Raw genomic sequence first — 16,464 nt, forward strand, 5'->3', positions numbered from 1 at the left:
ATGGTATACAAGCGACCCGTTTCGGTTCTGGTGGTGATCTATGCCCGTGACACCGGACGGGTGCTGATGTTGCAACGGCGTGACGATCCCGAATTCTGGCAGTCGGTAACCGGCAGTATAGAAGAAGGGGAAAGCGCGCCGTATGCCGCACAGCGTGAAGTCAAAGAAGAAGTGAACATTGATATATCCGCGGAAGCGTTATCACTCTTTGATTGTCAGCGCTGTATTGAGTTTGAGCTATTTGCTCATTTGAGACGTCGCTATGCGCCGGGGGTTACGCACAATACCGAACACTGGTTTTGTCTGGCGTTACCTGCTGAGCGCGAGGTGCAATTATCCGAGCATCTTGCCTACCAGTGGTTGGATGTGCCCCACGCGGCACAGTTGACCAAGTCCTGGAGCAACCGGCAGGCGATTGAGGAATTTGTTATTTATCCGGCCTGAACAGGCTTTTTTCGGAGATTTTTATGGCAGGTCATAGTAAGTGGGCTAACACAAAGCATCGTAAAGCAGCACAGGACGCCAAACGCGGTAAAATCTTTACCAAGATTATCCGCGAACTGGTTACCGCAGCCCGTCTGGGCGGTGGCGATCCCGGTTCTAACCCGCGTCTGCGCGCAGCGATCGATAAAGCACTGTCCAACAACATGACGCGCGATACCCTGAACCGCGCGATTGCCCGTGGCGTCGGCGGTGACGAAGATGCCAACATGGAAACCATCATTTATGAAGGCTACGGCCCGGGCGGCACTGCTGTCATGGTGGAGTGCCTGAGTGACAACCGTAACCGTACCGTTTCCGAAGTGCGTCACGCGTTCACGAAGACGGGTGGGAATCTGGGGACTGATGGTTCCGTTTCATACCTTTTCACCAAGAAAGGCGTTATTTCTTACGCACCAGGTCTGGATGAAGATGCAGTGATGGATGCGGCGTTAGAAGCAGGTGCTGATGATGTCGTGACGTATGACGACGGTGCGATTGACGTCTTCACGCCGTGGGAAACGTTCGGTAACGTGAAAGATGCGTTGGATGCGGCGGGCCTGAAAGCCGAGTCAGCTGAAGTGTCGATGATTCCATCCACCAAGGCGGATATGGATGCAGAAACGGCACCGAAACTGATGCGTCTGATTGACATGCTGGAAGACTGCGACGATGTGCAAGAGGTTTACCATAACGGTGAAATCTCCGATGAGGTGGCTGAACTGCTGTAATGGCAGGTCGGTAATGCAAAGTAGAAGCAGTTACCCACACGCGCGAATCGACGGAGCGACACGATGACAATAATAGTTGGCATTGACCCCGGTTCTCGCGTGACGGGCTATGGCATTATCCGTCAGCAGGGGCGCCACCTGACGTATCTCGGCAGCGGCTGTATCCGTACCGTGGTGGATGATATGCCCACGCGGTTGAAGCTGATTTACGCTGGCGTCAGTGAAATCATTACGCAATTTCGTCCAGATTGTATGGCGATTGAGCAGGTTTTCATGGCGAAAAACCCGGATTCAGCCTTGAAGCTGGGGCAGGCGCGCGGTGTGGCTATCGTCGCGGGAGTCAATCAGGACCTACCCGTGTTTGAGTATGCGGCGCGTTTGGTTAAACAAACGGTGGTGGGAACGGGCGCGGCGGATAAAAAGCAGGTGCAGCATATGGTCCGCTCGCTGCTGAAATTGTCGGCCAGCCCGCAGGCGGATGCCGCCGATGCGTTGGCGATTGCCATCACTCACTGTCATTTTAACCAAAGCCTGCTGCGTACATCGGCGGCGAAAGTGAACCCGCTGGCAGGACGACTGCGCTGAAACAGGAGGCTGGATATTCATCCAGCCTTTTTTATGTTATATACTCGTCATACTTCAAGCCATTCATTCCCTAAGTAAAAGGAAGCGCAACGTGATAGGTCGTCTCAGAGGCATTATCCTGGAAAAACAGCCGCCGCAGGTGCTGATAGAAGCTAACGGCGTGGGTTACGAAGTCCATATGCCGATGACGTGCTTTTACGAACTCCCTGAGCTCAATCAGGAAGCGATTATCTTTACCCATTTCGTGGTCCGCGAAGATGCGCAACTGCTGTTCGGTTTTAATGATAAGCAGGAGAGGGCGCTGTTCCGCGAGCTGATCAAAGTGAATGGCGTTGGACCGAAGCTGGCGCTGGCGATTCTCTCCGGGATGTCCGCGACGCAGTTTGTCAGCGCGGTTGAGCGCGAAGAAATCGGTGCGTTGATTAAACTTCCGGGCGTAGGTAAGAAAACGGCGGAAAGGTTGGTTGTTGAAATGAAAGATCGCTTCAAGGGCTTGAGCGGCGATCTGTTTAATCCGGTCAGCGATATTCCGCTCGCATCGCCGGCTAGTACAGAAAGCCGTGCCAGCGATCCCGAAGCGGAAGCCGCAGCAGCACTGGTTGCGCTGGGCTATAAACCGCAGGAAGCTAGCCGCATGATTTCCAAGATTGCGCGCCCTGAGGCCGACTGTGAAACCCTGATCAGGGATGCACTGCGCGCGGCGCTGTGAGGTATTCATGATAGAAGCCGATCGTTTAATTTCCGCTGACGCTATTCCTGAAGAAGAATTTCTCGACCGAGCGATGCGTCCTAAGCTGCTGAACGAATATGTGGGCCAGCCGCAGGTGCGTGAGCAGATGGAAATTTTCATTCAAGCCGCCCGCAAACGTGGGGATGCGCTGGATCATCTGCTGATTTTTGGTCCTCCCGGACTGGGTAAAACGACGTTGGCGAATATTGTCGCTAATGAGATGGGCGTGAATATGCGTACAACGTCGGGTCCGGTGTTGGAAAAAGCAGGCGATCTTGCTGCGCTGCTGACCAATCTCGAACCGCATGATGTGCTGTTCATTGATGAAATCCATCGCCTCTCGCCCGTAGTGGAAGAAGTGCTGTACCCGGCGATGGAAGATTACCAACTGGATATCATGATCGGCGAAGGGCCCGCGGCTCGCTCGATTAAACTCGATCTGCCTCCTTTCACACTGATTGGCGCAACGACGCGTGCGGGGTCGTTAACCTCGCCGCTGCGCGATCGTTTTGGCATTGTGCAACGTCTGGAGTTTTATAATGTGGCGGATTTGCAGTATATCGTTGGCCGCAGCGCACAGTGTCTGGGATTGGATCTGACGCCGGAAGGCTCCCTGGAAGTTGCTCGCCGCGCGCGGGGCACGCCGCGTATTGCTAATCGGCTATTGCGCCGGGTACGCGATTTTTCCGAGGTTAAATCGGAAGGGGCGATTACCGGAGTTGTGGCAACGCAGGCGCTGGATATGCTGGCGGTGGATACCGAAGGGTTCGACTACATGGACCGTAAGCTATTGTTGGCGATTATCGATAAATTCATGGGCGGCCCCGTCGGGCTGGACAATTTAGCGGCTGCCATTGGCGAAGAGCGTGAAACCATTGAAGACGTGCTGGAACCGTTTTTGATTCAGCAAGGGTTTATTCAGCGTACGCCGCGCGGTCGGATGGCGACGCAACATGCCTATCGGCATTTTGGCTTAACGCGCGAAGATTTGGGCTAACGAGTAACTCTACATAGCGCCTCATAGAGGTTTTGCCAGATTCAGGGAGACCACCGGAGTCTCCCTGAATGTATGTGATTAGAACCAGGCTTCCCACATTGCCCCGACGTTGAACGAATCGAGTTTCGTGTTGACGCCAGTCGTTGTCCGCGCGGTATGCTTGTTATCCACTTCCCCACCAGTCACATAGAAGCGCAGCATCGGTCTGAATTCCGGCCCCATGGCGATCGAGACATTCTGCGAAAGCGTCAGTTTCCACCCTTTGTTATCACCGCCCTGACCGTAATCCACGTGCTGATAGCCTGCTTCAAGCCAGGTAGAATGCACATCATTCCAGAAATACATGGGTCGAACGATGGCATTGTAGTTACGACGGTCGTCCTGACTCGCTGAGTCGTTCGAGTAGTCGTGGTAGGCAAGCAGATATTCGACCTGCGTCTGCGGTGTGAATTTGTATTTACCTTCGAAGCTGGCATAGAAGGTTTTCAGGTTATCCGTTTTGTTGTAAACGCTGTTGTCCGCATGATTCGAGTAGCGAGTAATAAATTGATTAAGGCTATTTTTTCCTGTGTGGCTCAAGACCGCACCGCCTTGCCAGGCTTTCAGGCGCGCATTGTTATCCACTGCTTTTGAATCAAAACCGTAGTTCGCGTACAACGCAAGATCTAACGCCCCCAGCTTAATGCCATGTATTTTGGAGGTCAGTGCGTAATTACCTTTATCGCCCGTGCCGGAGCCACCGGTACAGCTGATGCGTGAGGGGTTCGAATTATTGGTTATAACCTGAGGATTACAGGACTCTACGGCACCGACGGCCGCCACATCAAATTGAATACCACCAAGTTCAAAATTCTTTATCCCCGCCCCCTGACCGTCATGGTTCATCCAGAAATAGTCGTTGATACCTTGCTGTGGACGCTGGTGGAAATCACGCCCTGCCCAGAGGTAGGCATTTGGCTGGGAAGCAAAAAGGTTGGTGACGCCGGCATAGGCTTTTTTCAGGTTAACTTCGTCACCCCAGTGGTCGATCATCACGACCACATCCCAGATTGCGCCGTTGTCACTCTTGAAGGCCTTGGAAAGCTGGAATTCACCGCCGTTGCCTTCGTTGCCCAGACGACCCAGCGCGGAAGCACCATTGTAGGAGCCGTCAACCGCAACGTATTTCTGGTCACCACTCTGGAATTGCGCGCCATAGCGAGCGTAACCGGTGAAGTTGATCCCGTAGGGGATCGCCATATCAGGCGTCTTGGGGGCATCCGGCGTGGTCAGCGGATCGACTTGTTTACTGGCGATGGCGTCTAATTTGGCTTGACGCTCCGCCAGCGCTTTTTCCACGGCTTGAGCAACGATGCGATCTAATTGCTCCTGAGTAATTGTTTCTTGTGCGAATGCGGAACCGGAGCAAAGGGCAGCCAGAACCGCCAGCGTAACTGGAAGTTTTTTGCAATTTGTCATAATCATCTCAATTCGGTAAGTTATTTTCAGACAATAACCATCCCGTTCTGAGTAGCGTGAATAATGACACGATGTTCAGAACAAGGTGATTGTTATTTTTTACAGCATCACGTAATTAAATAACTGACGTAATCGATCCTCCCTTTAAGAGGTATTTGTTATTTTTATTATTGCCGTTGATAAAGATGAATAATTTCTTCTGATAATTCTCGAGCAAGTAGCGATGTCATTAAATGATCTTGAGCGTGAACCATAATTAATGTCATCGGCTGTCTGGCTTCTCCTGCATCCTGTTCGATCAGTTGGGTCTGCATGTGGTGAGCTTTACGCGCATAGCCATCAGCTTCTTTCAACAGATTTTTAGCTTCATCAATGTTGCCTTTACGTGCAGCGTGCAGCGCCTCAAAGCACAGGCTGCGTGACTGCCCCGCATTGACGATAATTTCCATTACTGCATCTTCTAATGTAATCATCATATGACCTATTTTTATGTGACCAAATATTCGCAGCACATATTTTTCATGCCACGTTCTTAAATAGCATTCAGATCGGCGAGTATGAATAATGAAAATATGTAGCGCTGAATGCTTTATTTTCTTCTTTATTTAATTCCTTTATTTAATTCTTTATTAATGTCATTAATTGCTCCTCACCGTTTTTGTCAGCGATAAATCACCCTGTATTTTTTTCTCTTCGGTTTTCAGTAATGACCGTTCGTAGGCTCGCAGGAACGGCAAATACATCAGCGCGGAAAATACCATGCACAGCAGGCACATAATGAGTGGACTGAAACTCCAGTTTGCGGCCCATGATGCGCCAATGGGGGCGGGGGTTGTCCACGGCGTGAGCGAGACGACCTGCGCTAGCCACCCCATTTTGGTCGCGGTGTAAGCCAATACGGCATTCACCATCGGTACGAAAACAAAGGGGATGAACAGCATCGGATTCATGATAATCGGCGCACCAAACATGATCGGTTCGTTGATGTTAAAGAAGCTCGGTACGACGCCCATTCTGCCAATGGTGCGTAAATGCGTGACCTTGCTGCGTAACAGCAGGAATGCCAGCGGTAGCGTCGAACCGACGCCGCCAATCAACAGGTAGTGATCCCAAAAACCTTGTAAATAGATATGCGGCAGTACTTCACCGGCTGCCAGCGCGGCCTGATTTACAGCCAGATTGGTCATCCAGAATGGATTCATGATGCCTGTGACAATCAGCGAACCGTGGATCCCCGAAAACCAGAAAAGCTGGCACAGCAGCACAGACAGAAGAATGGCAGGCAGCGAGTCTGAGGCGGACACCAGCGGTGCCAGCAGGTGCATAATCGCTTCGGGAATGATCATGCCCGTTTGCGCTTCAATGAAAAGATTGAGCGGGTGCAGCGTTGCGACAATCACCAACACGGGAATGAGGATTTCAAACGAACGGGCGACACCCGTCGGCACTTCTTTCGGTAAGCGAATGGTAATGTTGTGTTGTTTCAGCGCTGCATACACACGGGTGGCGTAGATGGAGGTCAGTAAAGCGGTGAAGATCCCTTGTCCTGATAGATACTCGGTAGAGATTTTGTCATCGGCGTAAGGGGCGGCGACGAGCAGGAAAGCCATAAATGCCAGCAAGCCAGACATGACGGAATCGAGATTAAATTGTCGTCCCAGACTGGCACCCACGCCCACGGAGATGAAAAATGTCATCACGCCCATACTGAGCTCAAAAGGCAGCATCAGTTCTGCGCGGTAGGTGATAGAGAAATCCAGCCAGGTACGAGCAAATCCGACGGTCGTATCGGCAGAGAAGGGAGGGAAAATAAACACCAACATAAATGAACCGATGATCATAAAAGGGAGCGCGGCGGTAAAGCCATCGCGGATAGCGATCACATATTTTTGTTGCCCTAAACGTCCGGCCAGCGGGGTAATCGATTGTTCGATCGCGGCAATCGTTGATTGATATAAGGAACTCATGTGAACACCTTTTTCATGTGTCGCCGTAACAGCGACAGATCGTCATCAAGTATGTTACCGCCACGACTATTCCATAACACATTGAATAAAAATGTGTTCTTAGGTTCTATGCGTGGCGGCCTGTTATGATCGTGAGCCTATACCCGTCATTTTTCTTCCGCGGCGGACCGCATTTTCCGCTAAACAGAATGTAAAAAGTTATTGCTAGTATGATTGGATATCATATGGAAACCGTTTTCCATGCAAAGAAAAGAGAAGTGTGATGACCGTCAATATGTGATGATTTCTGGCGATATTAATTAGATTTACATCACATCTTATTGGTATGAATACGTATTGGATGTGAAACGGATAATCGGTTTCCATGCTGGATGGAAAGGGTTATACTGCAAAGTAATACAATGCGCTGTGGGTGTTCAGGTTTTTTTGAGTCGGATTTAGCGTTTTCCAGGGGCAAATAGATGTCTACAATCAACGATGTATCGCGTTTAGCTGGGGTGTCCAAAGCCACAGTCTCCCGGGTGTTGAGTGGTTCACGCGGCGTAAAGGAAGCCAGCCGTCTTGCGGTGTTAAAAGCGGTTGATGAGCTTAAATATCGGCCGAACGTCATCGCCCAATCGCTGCTGAGTCAGTCAACGGGCTGTATTGGTGTGATCTGCGCACAGGACAACATTAACCAGACGACCGGCTATCTTTATGCGCTGGAAAAACACTTTAGCCGGCATCAAAAGCATCTTTTGTTACGGTTTGCCAGCAGTAGGTCAGAAGTCATGAGCGTGCTTGATGAGCTGAGCAGCGGGCTGTGTGATGACATTTTAGTCATCGGCGCGCGCTTCCCGCTGAATCTGCCCGACAAGAACATTATTCTGATCGATTGTATGGAGACGGACACCGCAAACAGCCTGCAATTCGATCACGCTTTCGCCACGGAAACGGCATGTAATTACTTGATTCGACAAGGCAGGCGACAAATCGCGCTGATTAATCCCGCCGCCAGCAGTTCAGCGGAGCAGGTGCTTTTAGGGTACAAGCGGGCGCTGGAAAATAATTTCTTGCCGTTTAACCGCAACCTGATTTTTATGGATGCGTCTTCATCGTCGTCGGTGGCGCTGCAAGTGTTGCTCAATAACAGCACGACGCTGAATTTCAATGCGCTTTTGGTCGCGGATGAGCAGGAAGCCAAACGTGTTATTACACAGCTTCAGGCGTTTAATAAATCTGTGCCAAAAGACATCATGGTATTCAGTCTGGCAGGGTCTCTCGATATTCCTGGCATTCCGGCGATACCGGCCATTGAATATTCGATGGATGCGATAGCGGCCAGAATCGTGTCCTGGCTTAATGAGAAAACGCAGGACGTGCTGGGCTCGTATGTCTTGCGCGGTGATTTAATCATTCCAGATATGGCGAACCGGAAATAAACGCGTTTTTCACCATCTTTAAAATAGAAAGCCCTTCTGGACATGATACTCAGAAGGGCTTTTCCTTTTAATCTGTGCTACTGACAGGCTAGGCGGGCTGTCGCTTAAGCAGGCTGACAATAAACAGCAGCGAAGCGCACAGCACCACGGATGGCCCGGCTGGCGTATTGTAGCCAGCCGAGAAGGCCAGGCCGCCCGTCACGGCAATCATGCCAACAATAATCGCGATACTTGCCATTTGTTCCGGCGTCCGCGCGAATCGTCTGGCGCTGGCAGCGGGAATAATCAGCAGAGACGTAATGATCAGCGCACCAACAAATTTCATGGCAATGCCAATCGTTAATGCGGTGGTCAGCATCAAAAGCAGTTTGGTGCGCTGTAGTTTCACCCCGTCGACGTGTGCCAGCTCCGGACTAATCGTCATGGAAAGCAGCGCGCGCCATTGCCAACGCATAATAGCAACAACGACGATCACACCAGAACCGATGACCCACAGATCTTCTGTCGTGACGGAGAGCAAATCGCCAAACAGGTAAGCCATCAAATCCACGCGCACGTTGTTCATCAGGCTAACGACAACCAATCCAAGCGATAAAGCGCTGTGTGCCATGATGCCGAGTAATGTATCGACGGCCAGATAGGGACGCCGTTCCAGCCAGACAAGCCCCAGTGCCAGAATGAGCGTCACGGTGATGACGGCAGCAAATAGGTTGATGTTCAGCAGCAGGCCGAAGGCGACGCCGAGTAAGGATGCGTGCGCCAGCGTATCGCCGAAATAAGACATGCGTCGCCAAACGACGAATGAACCAAGCGGGCCTGCCGCAATAGCCAACAATATCCCCGCCAGCCAACCGGGAAACAGCAGTTCGATCATGCGTCGTTTCCGCCTTGTCTTTTCAGAATGATACGTCCCTGTAGATCGTGACGATGATTGTGATGGTGGCGATAAATCGCCAATTGCTCCGCGCCGCGGTGGCCAAACATCGCTAAGAATTCTGGGTGAAGGGAAACGACCTCAGGCGTGCCGGAACAACAAACATGTTGATTAAGGCACAGGACTTCATCGGTTTTCGCCATCACCAAATGCAGATCGTGCGAAACCATTAACACGCCGCAGTGGAATTCCTGCCGCAGCTGGTTGATGAGATCGTACAGCGCCATTTGTCCGTTGACGTCGACACCCTGTGTCGGCTCATCAAGAACCAGAAGTTGAGGCTGGTTGAGCAGTGCGCGTGCTAACAGTACGCGCTGGGTTTCGCCGCCGGAGAGTTTCTGCATCGGTTGTTCCAGCAGGTGTGCCGCCTGAACACGCTTAAGTGCAGGTAAAATATCCTGCTTTTTCACGCCGGGACGCAGTTGCATAAAGCGGCTGACGGTCAACGGCAGCGTGGTATCCAGATGCAACTTCTGTGGAACGTAGCCGATACGCAGCGCGGGATCGCGGACCAGCGAGCCGGAAGTCGGAGAAAGTAGCCCCAGAACTACGCGCACCAGTGTTGATTTCCCTGCACCGTTCGGCCCCAGCAGCGTCAGAATTCGACCTGCCTGCAAGGTAAGAGAAATATCTGACAAGACCTTCCGGCTGCCAAATGTAACTGAAATATTATTGAGTGATACCAATGTGGACATAGAATTCGGTTTGCACAACCCATGTGACGTTATATTATAACAAACAATACGATAAAAATCGATGGGATCGACTTTCATGCAGCTATCTATTCAACAAAAAAAATGTATTCAGCAGAAAAAATGGTTAAAAAGTGTGTTTGTTGCCAGCGCGCTACTCGCGAGCGGGATGTCAATCAGCGCGGCCTCTGCTGCGGTCATTACTTCAATTCGTCCGCTAGGATTCATTGCGTCGGCGATTGCCGATGGCGTAACGCCAACGGAGGTTTTGTTACCGGATGGCGCATCGCCCCACGATTATGCCTTGCGCCCGTCTGATGTCCAGCGTTTACAGTCCGCCGATCTGGTGATTTGGGTTGGGCCGGAAATGGAAGCTTTCCTCGGGAAGCCGTTAGCGAAAATTTCACCTGCGAAGCAGATCGCACTTTCCGCACTGCCAGCCATTAAATCTGCGCTGGAAAAAGACGCCGAGCACGATCATGAGAGTGAACATGAAACTGCGCATGATGACCATGAAAAAGGCCACGATCATAGCCATGCCGCCCATGATGATGGCGACGATGGCCACCATCATGGCGAGTACAATATGCACATTTGGCTGTCGCCGGAGATGACAAAACAGGCGGCAATTGCCATTCATGCAAAATTATTGGAACTTATGCCTCAGAATAAGGACAAACTAGACGCGAATCTGCTTTATTTCACGGATAAAATCGCGCAAGCAGATGAAAAAATTGTTAAGATGCTAGCGCCTGTGCAGGGTAAAGGCTATTTCGTGTTCCATGATGCCTATGGCTATTTTGAGAAACACTATGGGTTAAGTCCCCTGGGTTACTTCACGGTGAACCCCGAAATCCAACCCGGTGCACAGCGTTTACATCAAATACGAACACAGTTGGTTGAGCATAAAGCCGTATGCGTTTTTGCTGAACCACAATTCAGGCCAGCCGTTATTAATGCTGTTGCCAAGGGAACCGACGTGCGCTCGGGTGTGCTCGATCCATTGGGAAGCACTATTGCACTGGGTAGAGATAGCTATGCCGATTTCTTGTTGCAGCTATCGAACCAGTATGTGAGCTGTCTGGAGGAAAAATCATGAGGATACGAATAAGTGCAGCAGATAGTCCGAACTATCGCTCTGGCGTATAACAGCTTACCTCGACCCCATCGCGTCATGCTGGGGTCGCTTACTGTTGTAACATTGGCCGTTGCTGTTTGGCGGCCTTTTGTTTATCCCCACGTCGATGATGCGCCTGTCATCGTGAAAGATATCGACCTGGAAACCAGCCAACTGCGTACGCTAACGCCTGAAGCCAGTGAACCGATAGACCAACCCTCCCCGGATGACGACGTTCCACAAGATGAGTTAGACGATAAGGTGGCCGATGAAGGCGGCGTACATGAGTACGTGGTGTCTACGGGCGATACCTTAAGCAGCATTTTGACGCAATATGGTATCGATATTGCGGATGTCACCCAGCTCGCCGATCAGAATAAAGATTTACGGAACCTGAAAATCGGTCAACAAATCTCATGGGTACTGGGAGAAAATGGCGATCTGCAAAGCTTGACCTGGCAGATGTCCCGCCGTGAAACACGCATTTATGAACGCGTGGGTGCTGATTTCAAAGAGCGTATTGAGACGCTGAAAGGCGAGTGGCGCAACAGCGTTCTGAATGGTCGGGTGAGTGGTAGCTTTGTCAGCAGTGCAAAAAACGCCGGTTTGACCAGCACCGAAGTGCGTGAAGTCATCAAAGCACTTCAGTGGCAGTTGGATTTCCGTAAATTACGCAAAGACGATACCTTCTCCGTACTGATGTCCCGCGAAATGCTCGATGGTAAAAGTGAGCAGAGTGAACTGGTCGGCGTGCGTCTGAATACCGGTGGTAAAGATTATTACGCCATTCGCGCGGAAGACGGCAAATTCTACGATCGCGAAGGTTCCGGTCTGACGCGTGGCTTTATGCGTTTTCCAACGATGAAACAGTTCCGTATTTCCTCCAACTTCAATCCACGTCGTTTGAACCCGGTGACAGGGCGTGTCGCACCGCATAAAGGTGTCGACTTCGCCATGCCAGTCGGTTCGCCAGTTTTGGCCGTTGGGGATGGTGAAGTGGTGATTGCGAAGCGAAGTGGCGCGGCGGGTAATTATGTCGTGATTCGCCACGGCCGTCAGTATACGACGCGGTTTATGCATCTCAACCGTATATTGGTTAAACCTGGGCAGAAAGTGAAACGTGGCGATCGCATCGGGTTGTCCGGTAATACAGGTCGTTCCACTGGTCCTCATCTGCACTACGAACTTTGGATCAACCAGCAAGCGGTGAATCCGCTAACGGCTCAGTTGCCACGTTCTGAAGGGCTGGCAGGTAAAGAACGCCGTGATTATCTGGCGCAGGTGAAGGAAGTCGTGCCGCAGCTTAAGTTTGATTAACCATATCCGTCATACTTCAAGCTGCTTGTGCGTTGGCCGCCTTCATGCAACTTGAATTATTTAGGATAGATATACTGCATGTTATGCCGGTGGCTTGCTGCCGGCATTTTCATTTATAGAACACTTTATAGAGTACGGTTCCTGATTTTTTATTGTCGAGCAGGTATGTTTTTGCGTAATTGTCGGCGGGTGTTGCCAAACGCGGGGTGGCAATTATGATTATGTTTATTGATTGAGCTGAAGAGTTTAGGCATGGAAAAAGAAAAAAAATCGAACGCTGAATTTGTTCCCCAGTTTGAACGCGCCTTTTTTCATCCGCGCTATTGGGGCGTTTGGTTAGGCGTAGGGGTAATGGCGCTGGCTGCCTATATTCCTGCGCGGTTAAGAAACCCAGTGCTGGGTGGGTTAGGGCGTTTTGTCGGGAGAATATCAAAAGGCGCACGCCGCCGTGCCCGCATTAACCTACTGTACTGTATGCCAGAGTTAACGGAAGCACAGCGCGAAGCCATCATTGATGACATGTTTGCGACGGCCCCTCAGTCGATGATCATGATGGTGGAAGTGGGAATTCGGAACCCGAAGAAAATCGAGAAATATGTTCGCTGGCACGGCGAAGACATTCTGGATCGTATTAAAGAACAAGATAAGAATGTGATCTTTCTGGTTCCGCACGGCTGGGGCGTCGATATCCCTGCTATGCTGCTGACCTCGCGTGGGCAGCGTATGGCGGCGATGTTCCACAATCAGAAGAACGCGCTGGTGGATTACTGGTGGAATCGGTTACGCCGTCGTTTTGGTGGTCGTATCCATGCTCGTAACGACGGTATTAAACCGTTTATCAGCTCCGTGCGTTCTGGATGCTGGGGTTATTACCTTCCCGATCAGGATCACGGCCCTGAACATAGCGAGTTTGTTGATTTCTTTGCGACCTATAAGGCAACGCTGCCTGCTGTCGGACGACTGATGAAAGTATGCCGTGCGGATATCATTCCGCTGTTTCCAGTATATAACGCTAAAGACGGCTGCCTGGATGTGTATATTCGCCCGCCGATGGATGATTTGGCCGAAGCGGATGACGCCTATATTGCGCGACGCATGAATGAAGAAGTGGAAATTTTGGTCAGGCCGAATCCTGAGCAGTACACCTGGATTCTGAAGCTGTTGAAAACCCGCAAACCGGGTGAGATTGAACCGTACTGTCGGGATGATTTATACCGCAACTAGTTTATATCGCGTCACTAAGAGCAAGATAGACGGCGATAGTAAATAGAACGATAGATAAAAAAGCCGGACGAGAAATCGTCCGGCTTTTTACTGGAATGAACCGTCTGCCTGCTAGCGAACGGTTATGGCAAAGATTATTCCACGCGCAGGATACGGATCGTGTTAGTGGTGCCCACGGTACCCATGATGTCGCCCTGTGTGACGATAACCAGATCCCCAGACATCAGGAATCCTTTATCGCGCAGTCGAATCACTGCATCATTAGCGGCAGCCACACCGTCCGTGTAGCTATCGAAATGCACGGGGGTGACGCCACGGTATAGTGCCGTCAGGTTCAGCGTTTGCTCATGGCGGGACATGGCAAAAATCGGCAGCCCTGAACTGATACGGGACATCATCAGCGCGGTGCGACCTGATTCCGTCATGGCAATCAGCGCCGTAACCCCTTTCAGGTGGTTGGCGGCATACATGGCCGACATCGCGATGGATTCTTCCGTGTTATCAAACTGTACGTCAAGGCGGTGCTTGGAGACGTTGATGCTTGGGATTTTCTCCGCGCCTAAGCAGACTTTTGCCATGGCGGCGACGGTTTCAGCCGGATATTGACCTGCAGCGGTTTCTGCTGACAGCATGACCGCATCGGTGCCATCTAACACGGCGTTGGCGACGTCCATCACCTCTGCGCGCGTTGGCATCGGGTTGGTGATCATCGATTCCATCATCTGCGTGGCGGTAATGACCGCACGGTTTAGTTGACGAGCGCGACGAATCAATTTCTTCTGAATACCCACCAGCTCTGGATCGCCGATTTCAACGCCCAGATCTCCCCTCGCTACCATCACCACGTCGGAAGCCAGAATAATGTCATCCATCGCAGCATCTGAGCAGACGGCTTCAGCGCGTTCAACTTTTGATACGATCTTGGCGTTACAGCCGGCATCGCGCGCGAGGCGGCGTGCGTAGTTGAGGTCTTCACCGGTACGAGGGAAAGAGACGGCCAGATAGTCGACGCCAATTTTTGCGGCAGTAATAATGTCGGCTTTATCTTTTTCTGTCAGCGCTTCGGCAGACAGACCACCGCCGAGTTTGTTGATGCCTTTGTTGTTAGACAGCGGACCGCCAACGGTGACTTCGGTATAAACTTTCAGGCCTTCAACCTGAAGCACTTTCAACTGCACCCGGCCGTCATCCAGTAACAGGATATCGCCAGGTACTACGTCACTCGGCAAGCCTTTGTAATCGATCCCGACTTTTTCTTTATCGCCTTCGCCTTTCGCCAGATTGGCATCCAGCAAGAATTTGTCGCCGACATTCAGGAAAATTTTACCTTCTTTGAAGGTAGAAACACGAATCTTAGGCCCCTGTAGATCGCCAAGAATGGCAACATGGCGGCCTAATTTAGCCGCAATTTCACGAACTTTGTTGGCACGTAATTGATGATCTTCGGGTGTGCCGTGAGAAAAATTCATGCGTACTACGTTAGCGCCCGCGTTGATAATCTTTTCGAGATTATTATCACGGTCGGTAGCGGGCCCCAGGGTGGTTACAATTTTGGTTCTTCTGAGCCGTCTGGACATGTATAACTCCGTTCACTTGTGAAGCTGTAGTGTTGCGATTAAGCGTCGAATAACGGTGCAAAATGTCACTTTACAACAAAACTATTTCACCTGCGTTATCCGAACATCGTGTTGAGTCTGATTATCATACTGTACAGGTAATCCCCACCATCTTTCCATGCCTGTAATCTTTGGCCATATAAAGATGAAACGGGTAATGATACCGCTCATTTTTCATAGATATAACTAAAAACAAAGTACAACGTAAAACTTAGCGATCACCTGAAAGGATTAATCAATCGCTCGTCTTTATCAAAGCGAGATTCGCGCAAGGCCTCTTTGACTCGTTTCAGGTTATCACGAAATTTTTCGCCGCGGCGTAGCGTGAACCCCGTTGCCAGAACGTCGATCAGCGTCAGTTGGGCGATACGGGACACCATCGGCATATAGACATCGGTATCTTCAGGCACATCAAGCCGCAATGCCAGCGAGGCTTCACGCGCCAGCGGCGTACCGTCTGAGGTGATCGCGATAACGGTCGCGTCGTTCTCACGCGCCAGTTGTGCCATTTCAACCAGACTTTTGGTTCTACCCGTGTGGGAGATCAATACCACGACGTCGCCGTCGCTCGAGTTCATGCAGCTCATGCGCTGCATCACAATGTCATCGAAATAAACGACGGGGATATTGAAGCGGAAAAATTTGTTCATCGCATCGTGTGCGACAGCAGCAGAAGCACCCAGACCGAAGAAAGAAATTTTCTTCGCCTGCGTCAGCAAGTCCACGGCGCGGTTGACGGCGGTGACATCCAGACTGGATTTCACCTGTTCCAGGCCAGCCATTGCGGATTCAAAGATTTTACTGGTATAGGCATCAACGCTGTCATCTTCTTCAACGTTGCGGTTCACATAGGGTGTACCGTTTGCCAGACTTTGAGCCAGATGTAGTTTAAAATCGGGAAAACCTTTCGTTTCAAGGCGACGACAGAAACGGTTAACCGTTGGTTCGCTGACGTCGGCCATTTTGGCTAAGGTCGCGATGCTGGAGTGAATGGCTGTCTGTGGAGTGCTCAGGATCACTTCAGCAACTTTTCTTTCCGATTTGCTCAAGAGTTCTAGGTGACTCTGGATTTTTTCCAGCATATTCATACGACAAGGACCATGTAAGTTTTTTCCAATTTCAACTAAAGGTACAACTGGCGGTATTACGTGAAAAAATGCTACGTGAAAAAATGCAAGTCGTGAAAATATACTAC

Annotated in this window: 16 protein-coding genes; 9 read left to right on the plus strand and 7 right to left on the minus strand. The window is 50.8% G+C overall.

The annotated features are described in order from the left end of the window. From nudB to ruvB, 5 genes are all read left to right on the plus strand, one after another. A complete protein-coding gene (nudB, locus tag I2D83_RS09935) occupies positions 1-444 on the plus strand; it encodes a dihydroneopterin triphosphate diphosphatase (protein WP_010275904.1) in 444 nt (147 codons plus the stop codon). A gap of 23 nt (positions 445-467) precedes the next feature. Beyond that, positions 468-1,211, plus strand: coding sequence for a YebC/PmpR family DNA-binding transcriptional regulator (locus I2D83_RS09940; RefSeq protein ID WP_015840062.1), 744 nt, complete (start codon positions 468-470; stop codon positions 1,209-1,211). Positions 1,212-1,274: 63 nt separating this feature from the next. Beyond that, the gene (gene ruvC, locus I2D83_RS09945; protein ID WP_015840063.1) at positions 1,275-1,796 is read left to right on the plus strand and encodes a crossover junction endodeoxyribonuclease RuvC; all 522 of its coding nucleotides are present in this window, start codon (positions 1,275-1,277) and stop codon (positions 1,794-1,796) included. Between the two features lie 91 nt (positions 1,797-1,887). Continuing rightward, positions 1,888-2,505, plus strand: a complete 618-nt coding sequence (gene ruvA, locus I2D83_RS09950) for a Holliday junction branch migration protein RuvA (RefSeq protein ID WP_205948018.1) — start codon at positions 1,888-1,890, stop codon at positions 2,503-2,505. 7 nt (positions 2,506-2,512) lie between these two features. Next, positions 2,513-3,523, plus strand: a complete 1,011-nt coding sequence (gene ruvB, locus I2D83_RS09955) for a Holliday junction branch migration DNA helicase RuvB (RefSeq protein ID WP_015840065.1) — start codon at positions 2,513-2,515, stop codon at positions 3,521-3,523. Between the two features lie 78 nt (positions 3,524-3,601). Here the strand turns inward: ruvB and I2D83_RS09960 are convergent, their stop codons facing one another. From I2D83_RS09960 to I2D83_RS09970, 3 genes are all read right to left on the minus strand, one after another. Further along, positions 3,602-4,981 (minus strand): carbohydrate porin, encoded by a 1,380-nt coding sequence (locus tag I2D83_RS09960; protein WP_205948019.1) that lies wholly within the window; start codon positions 4,979-4,981, stop codon positions 3,602-3,604. Between the two features lie 167 nt (positions 4,982-5,148). Continuing rightward, complete coding sequence (locus I2D83_RS09965; protein ID WP_005967750.1) at positions 5,149-5,454, minus strand: PTS lactose/cellobiose transporter subunit IIA; 306 nt, start codon at positions 5,452-5,454, stop codon at positions 5,149-5,151. Between the two features lie 165 nt (positions 5,455-5,619). Further along, positions 5,620-6,948 (minus strand): PTS sugar transporter subunit IIC, encoded by a 1,329-nt coding sequence (locus I2D83_RS09970; RefSeq protein WP_015840068.1) that lies wholly within the window; start codon positions 6,946-6,948, stop codon positions 5,620-5,622. 461 nt (positions 6,949-7,409) lie between these two features. Between I2D83_RS09970 and I2D83_RS09975 the strand changes: the two genes are divergently transcribed. Then, complete coding sequence (locus I2D83_RS09975) at positions 7,410-8,369, plus strand: LacI family DNA-binding transcriptional regulator (RefSeq protein ID WP_015840069.1); 960 nt, start codon at positions 7,410-7,412, stop codon at positions 8,367-8,369. An 88-nt stretch (positions 8,370-8,457) separates the two neighbouring features. Here I2D83_RS09975 and znuB read toward each other — a convergent pair whose 3' ends face one another. Together znuB and znuC are read right to left on the minus strand one after the other, a co-directional pair. Then, the gene (gene znuB / locus I2D83_RS09980) at positions 8,458-9,243 is read right to left on the minus strand and encodes a zinc ABC transporter permease subunit ZnuB (RefSeq protein ID WP_180776925.1); all 786 of its coding nucleotides are present in this window, start codon (positions 9,241-9,243) and stop codon (positions 8,458-8,460) included. After that, complete coding sequence (znuC, locus tag I2D83_RS09985) at positions 9,240-9,998, minus strand: zinc ABC transporter ATP-binding protein ZnuC (RefSeq protein ID WP_015840071.1); 759 nt, start codon at positions 9,996-9,998, stop codon at positions 9,240-9,242. Before znuC ends, znuB begins: the two co-directional genes overlap by 4 nt. A gap of 76 nt (positions 9,999-10,074) precedes the next feature. Here znuC and znuA point away from each other — a divergent pair, with 76 nt between their 5' ends. From znuA to lpxM, 3 genes are all read left to right on the plus strand, one after another. Further along, positions 10,075-11,094, plus strand: coding sequence for a zinc ABC transporter substrate-binding protein ZnuA (gene znuA, locus I2D83_RS09990; RefSeq protein ID WP_205948020.1), 1,020 nt, complete (start codon positions 10,075-10,077; stop codon positions 11,092-11,094). Positions 11,095-11,106: 12 nt separating this feature from the next. Next, positions 11,107-12,429: a murein DD-endopeptidase MepM gene (gene mepM / locus I2D83_RS09995; RefSeq protein WP_015840073.1), complete on the plus strand. Its 1,323-nt coding sequence runs from the start codon at positions 11,107-11,109 to the stop codon at positions 12,427-12,429. 252 nt (positions 12,430-12,681) lie between these two features. Further along, positions 12,682-13,653, plus strand: a complete 972-nt coding sequence (gene lpxM / locus I2D83_RS10000) for a lauroyl-Kdo(2)-lipid IV(A) myristoyltransferase (RefSeq protein ID WP_015840074.1) — start codon at positions 12,682-12,684, stop codon at positions 13,651-13,653. 134 nt (positions 13,654-13,787) lie between these two features. On the opposite strand, the gene pyk is transcribed toward lpxM, so the two are convergent. Both pyk and I2D83_RS10010 read right to left on the minus strand, forming a co-directional pair. Then, positions 13,788-15,230, minus strand: coding sequence for a pyruvate kinase (gene pyk / locus I2D83_RS10005; protein ID WP_015840075.1), 1,443 nt, complete (start codon positions 15,228-15,230; stop codon positions 13,788-13,790). 257 nt (positions 15,231-15,487) lie between these two features. After that, positions 15,488-16,357 (minus strand): MurR/RpiR family transcriptional regulator, encoded by an 870-nt coding sequence (locus tag I2D83_RS10010; protein ID WP_010275858.1) that lies wholly within the window; start codon positions 16,355-16,357, stop codon positions 15,488-15,490. Between the last annotated feature and the right edge of the window lie 107 nt (positions 16,358-16,464).

The sequence above is a fragment of the Pectobacterium aroidearum genome, from assembly GCF_015689195.1.
Lineage (GTDB): Bacteria > Pseudomonadota > Gammaproteobacteria > Enterobacterales > Enterobacteriaceae > Pectobacterium > Pectobacterium aroidearum.

Bases quoted from the DNA above. Each gene is read 5' to 3' on its own strand.
- nudB (WP_010275904.1), top strand. From the start codon at position 1: ATGGTATACAAGCGACCCGTTTCGGTTCTGGTGGTGATCTATGCCCGT.
- I2D83_RS09940 (WP_015840062.1), top strand. From the start codon at position 468: ATGGCAGGTCATAGTAAGTGGGCTAACACAAAGCATCGTAAAGCAGCA.
- ruvC (WP_015840063.1), top strand. From the start codon at position 1,275: ATGACAATAATAGTTGGCATTGACCCCGGTTCTCGCGTGACGGGCTAT.
- ruvB (WP_015840065.1), top strand. From the start codon at position 2,513: ATGATAGAAGCCGATCGTTTAATTTCCGCTGACGCTATTCCTGAAGAA.
- I2D83_RS09960 (WP_205948019.1), bottom strand. From the start codon at position 4,981: ATGACAAATTGCAAAAAACTTCCAGTTACGCTGGCGGTTCTGGCTGCC.
- I2D83_RS09965 (WP_005967750.1), bottom strand. From the start codon at position 5,454: ATGATTACATTAGAAGATGCAGTAATGGAAATTATCGTCAATGCGGGG.
- I2D83_RS09970 (WP_015840068.1), bottom strand. From the start codon at position 6,948: ATGAGTTCCTTATATCAATCAACGATTGCCGCGATCGAACAATCGATT.
- I2D83_RS09975 (WP_015840069.1), top strand. From the start codon at position 7,410: ATGTCTACAATCAACGATGTATCGCGTTTAGCTGGGGTGTCCAAAGCC.
- znuB (WP_180776925.1), bottom strand. From the start codon at position 9,243: ATGATCGAACTGCTGTTTCCCGGTTGGCTGGCGGGGATATTGTTGGCT.
- znuC (WP_015840071.1), bottom strand. From the start codon at position 9,998: ATGTCCACATTGGTATCACTCAATAATATTTCAGTTACATTTGGCAGC.
- znuA (WP_205948020.1), top strand. From the start codon at position 10,075: ATGCAGCTATCTATTCAACAAAAAAAATGTATTCAGCAGAAAAAATGG.
- lpxM (WP_015840074.1), top strand. From the start codon at position 12,682: ATGGAAAAAGAAAAAAAATCGAACGCTGAATTTGTTCCCCAGTTTGAA.
- pyk (WP_015840075.1), bottom strand. From the start codon at position 15,230: ATGTCCAGACGGCTCAGAAGAACCAAAATTGTAACCACCCTGGGGCCC.
- I2D83_RS10010 (WP_010275858.1), bottom strand. From the start codon at position 16,357: ATGAATATGCTGGAAAAAATCCAGAGTCACCTAGAACTCTTGAGCAAA.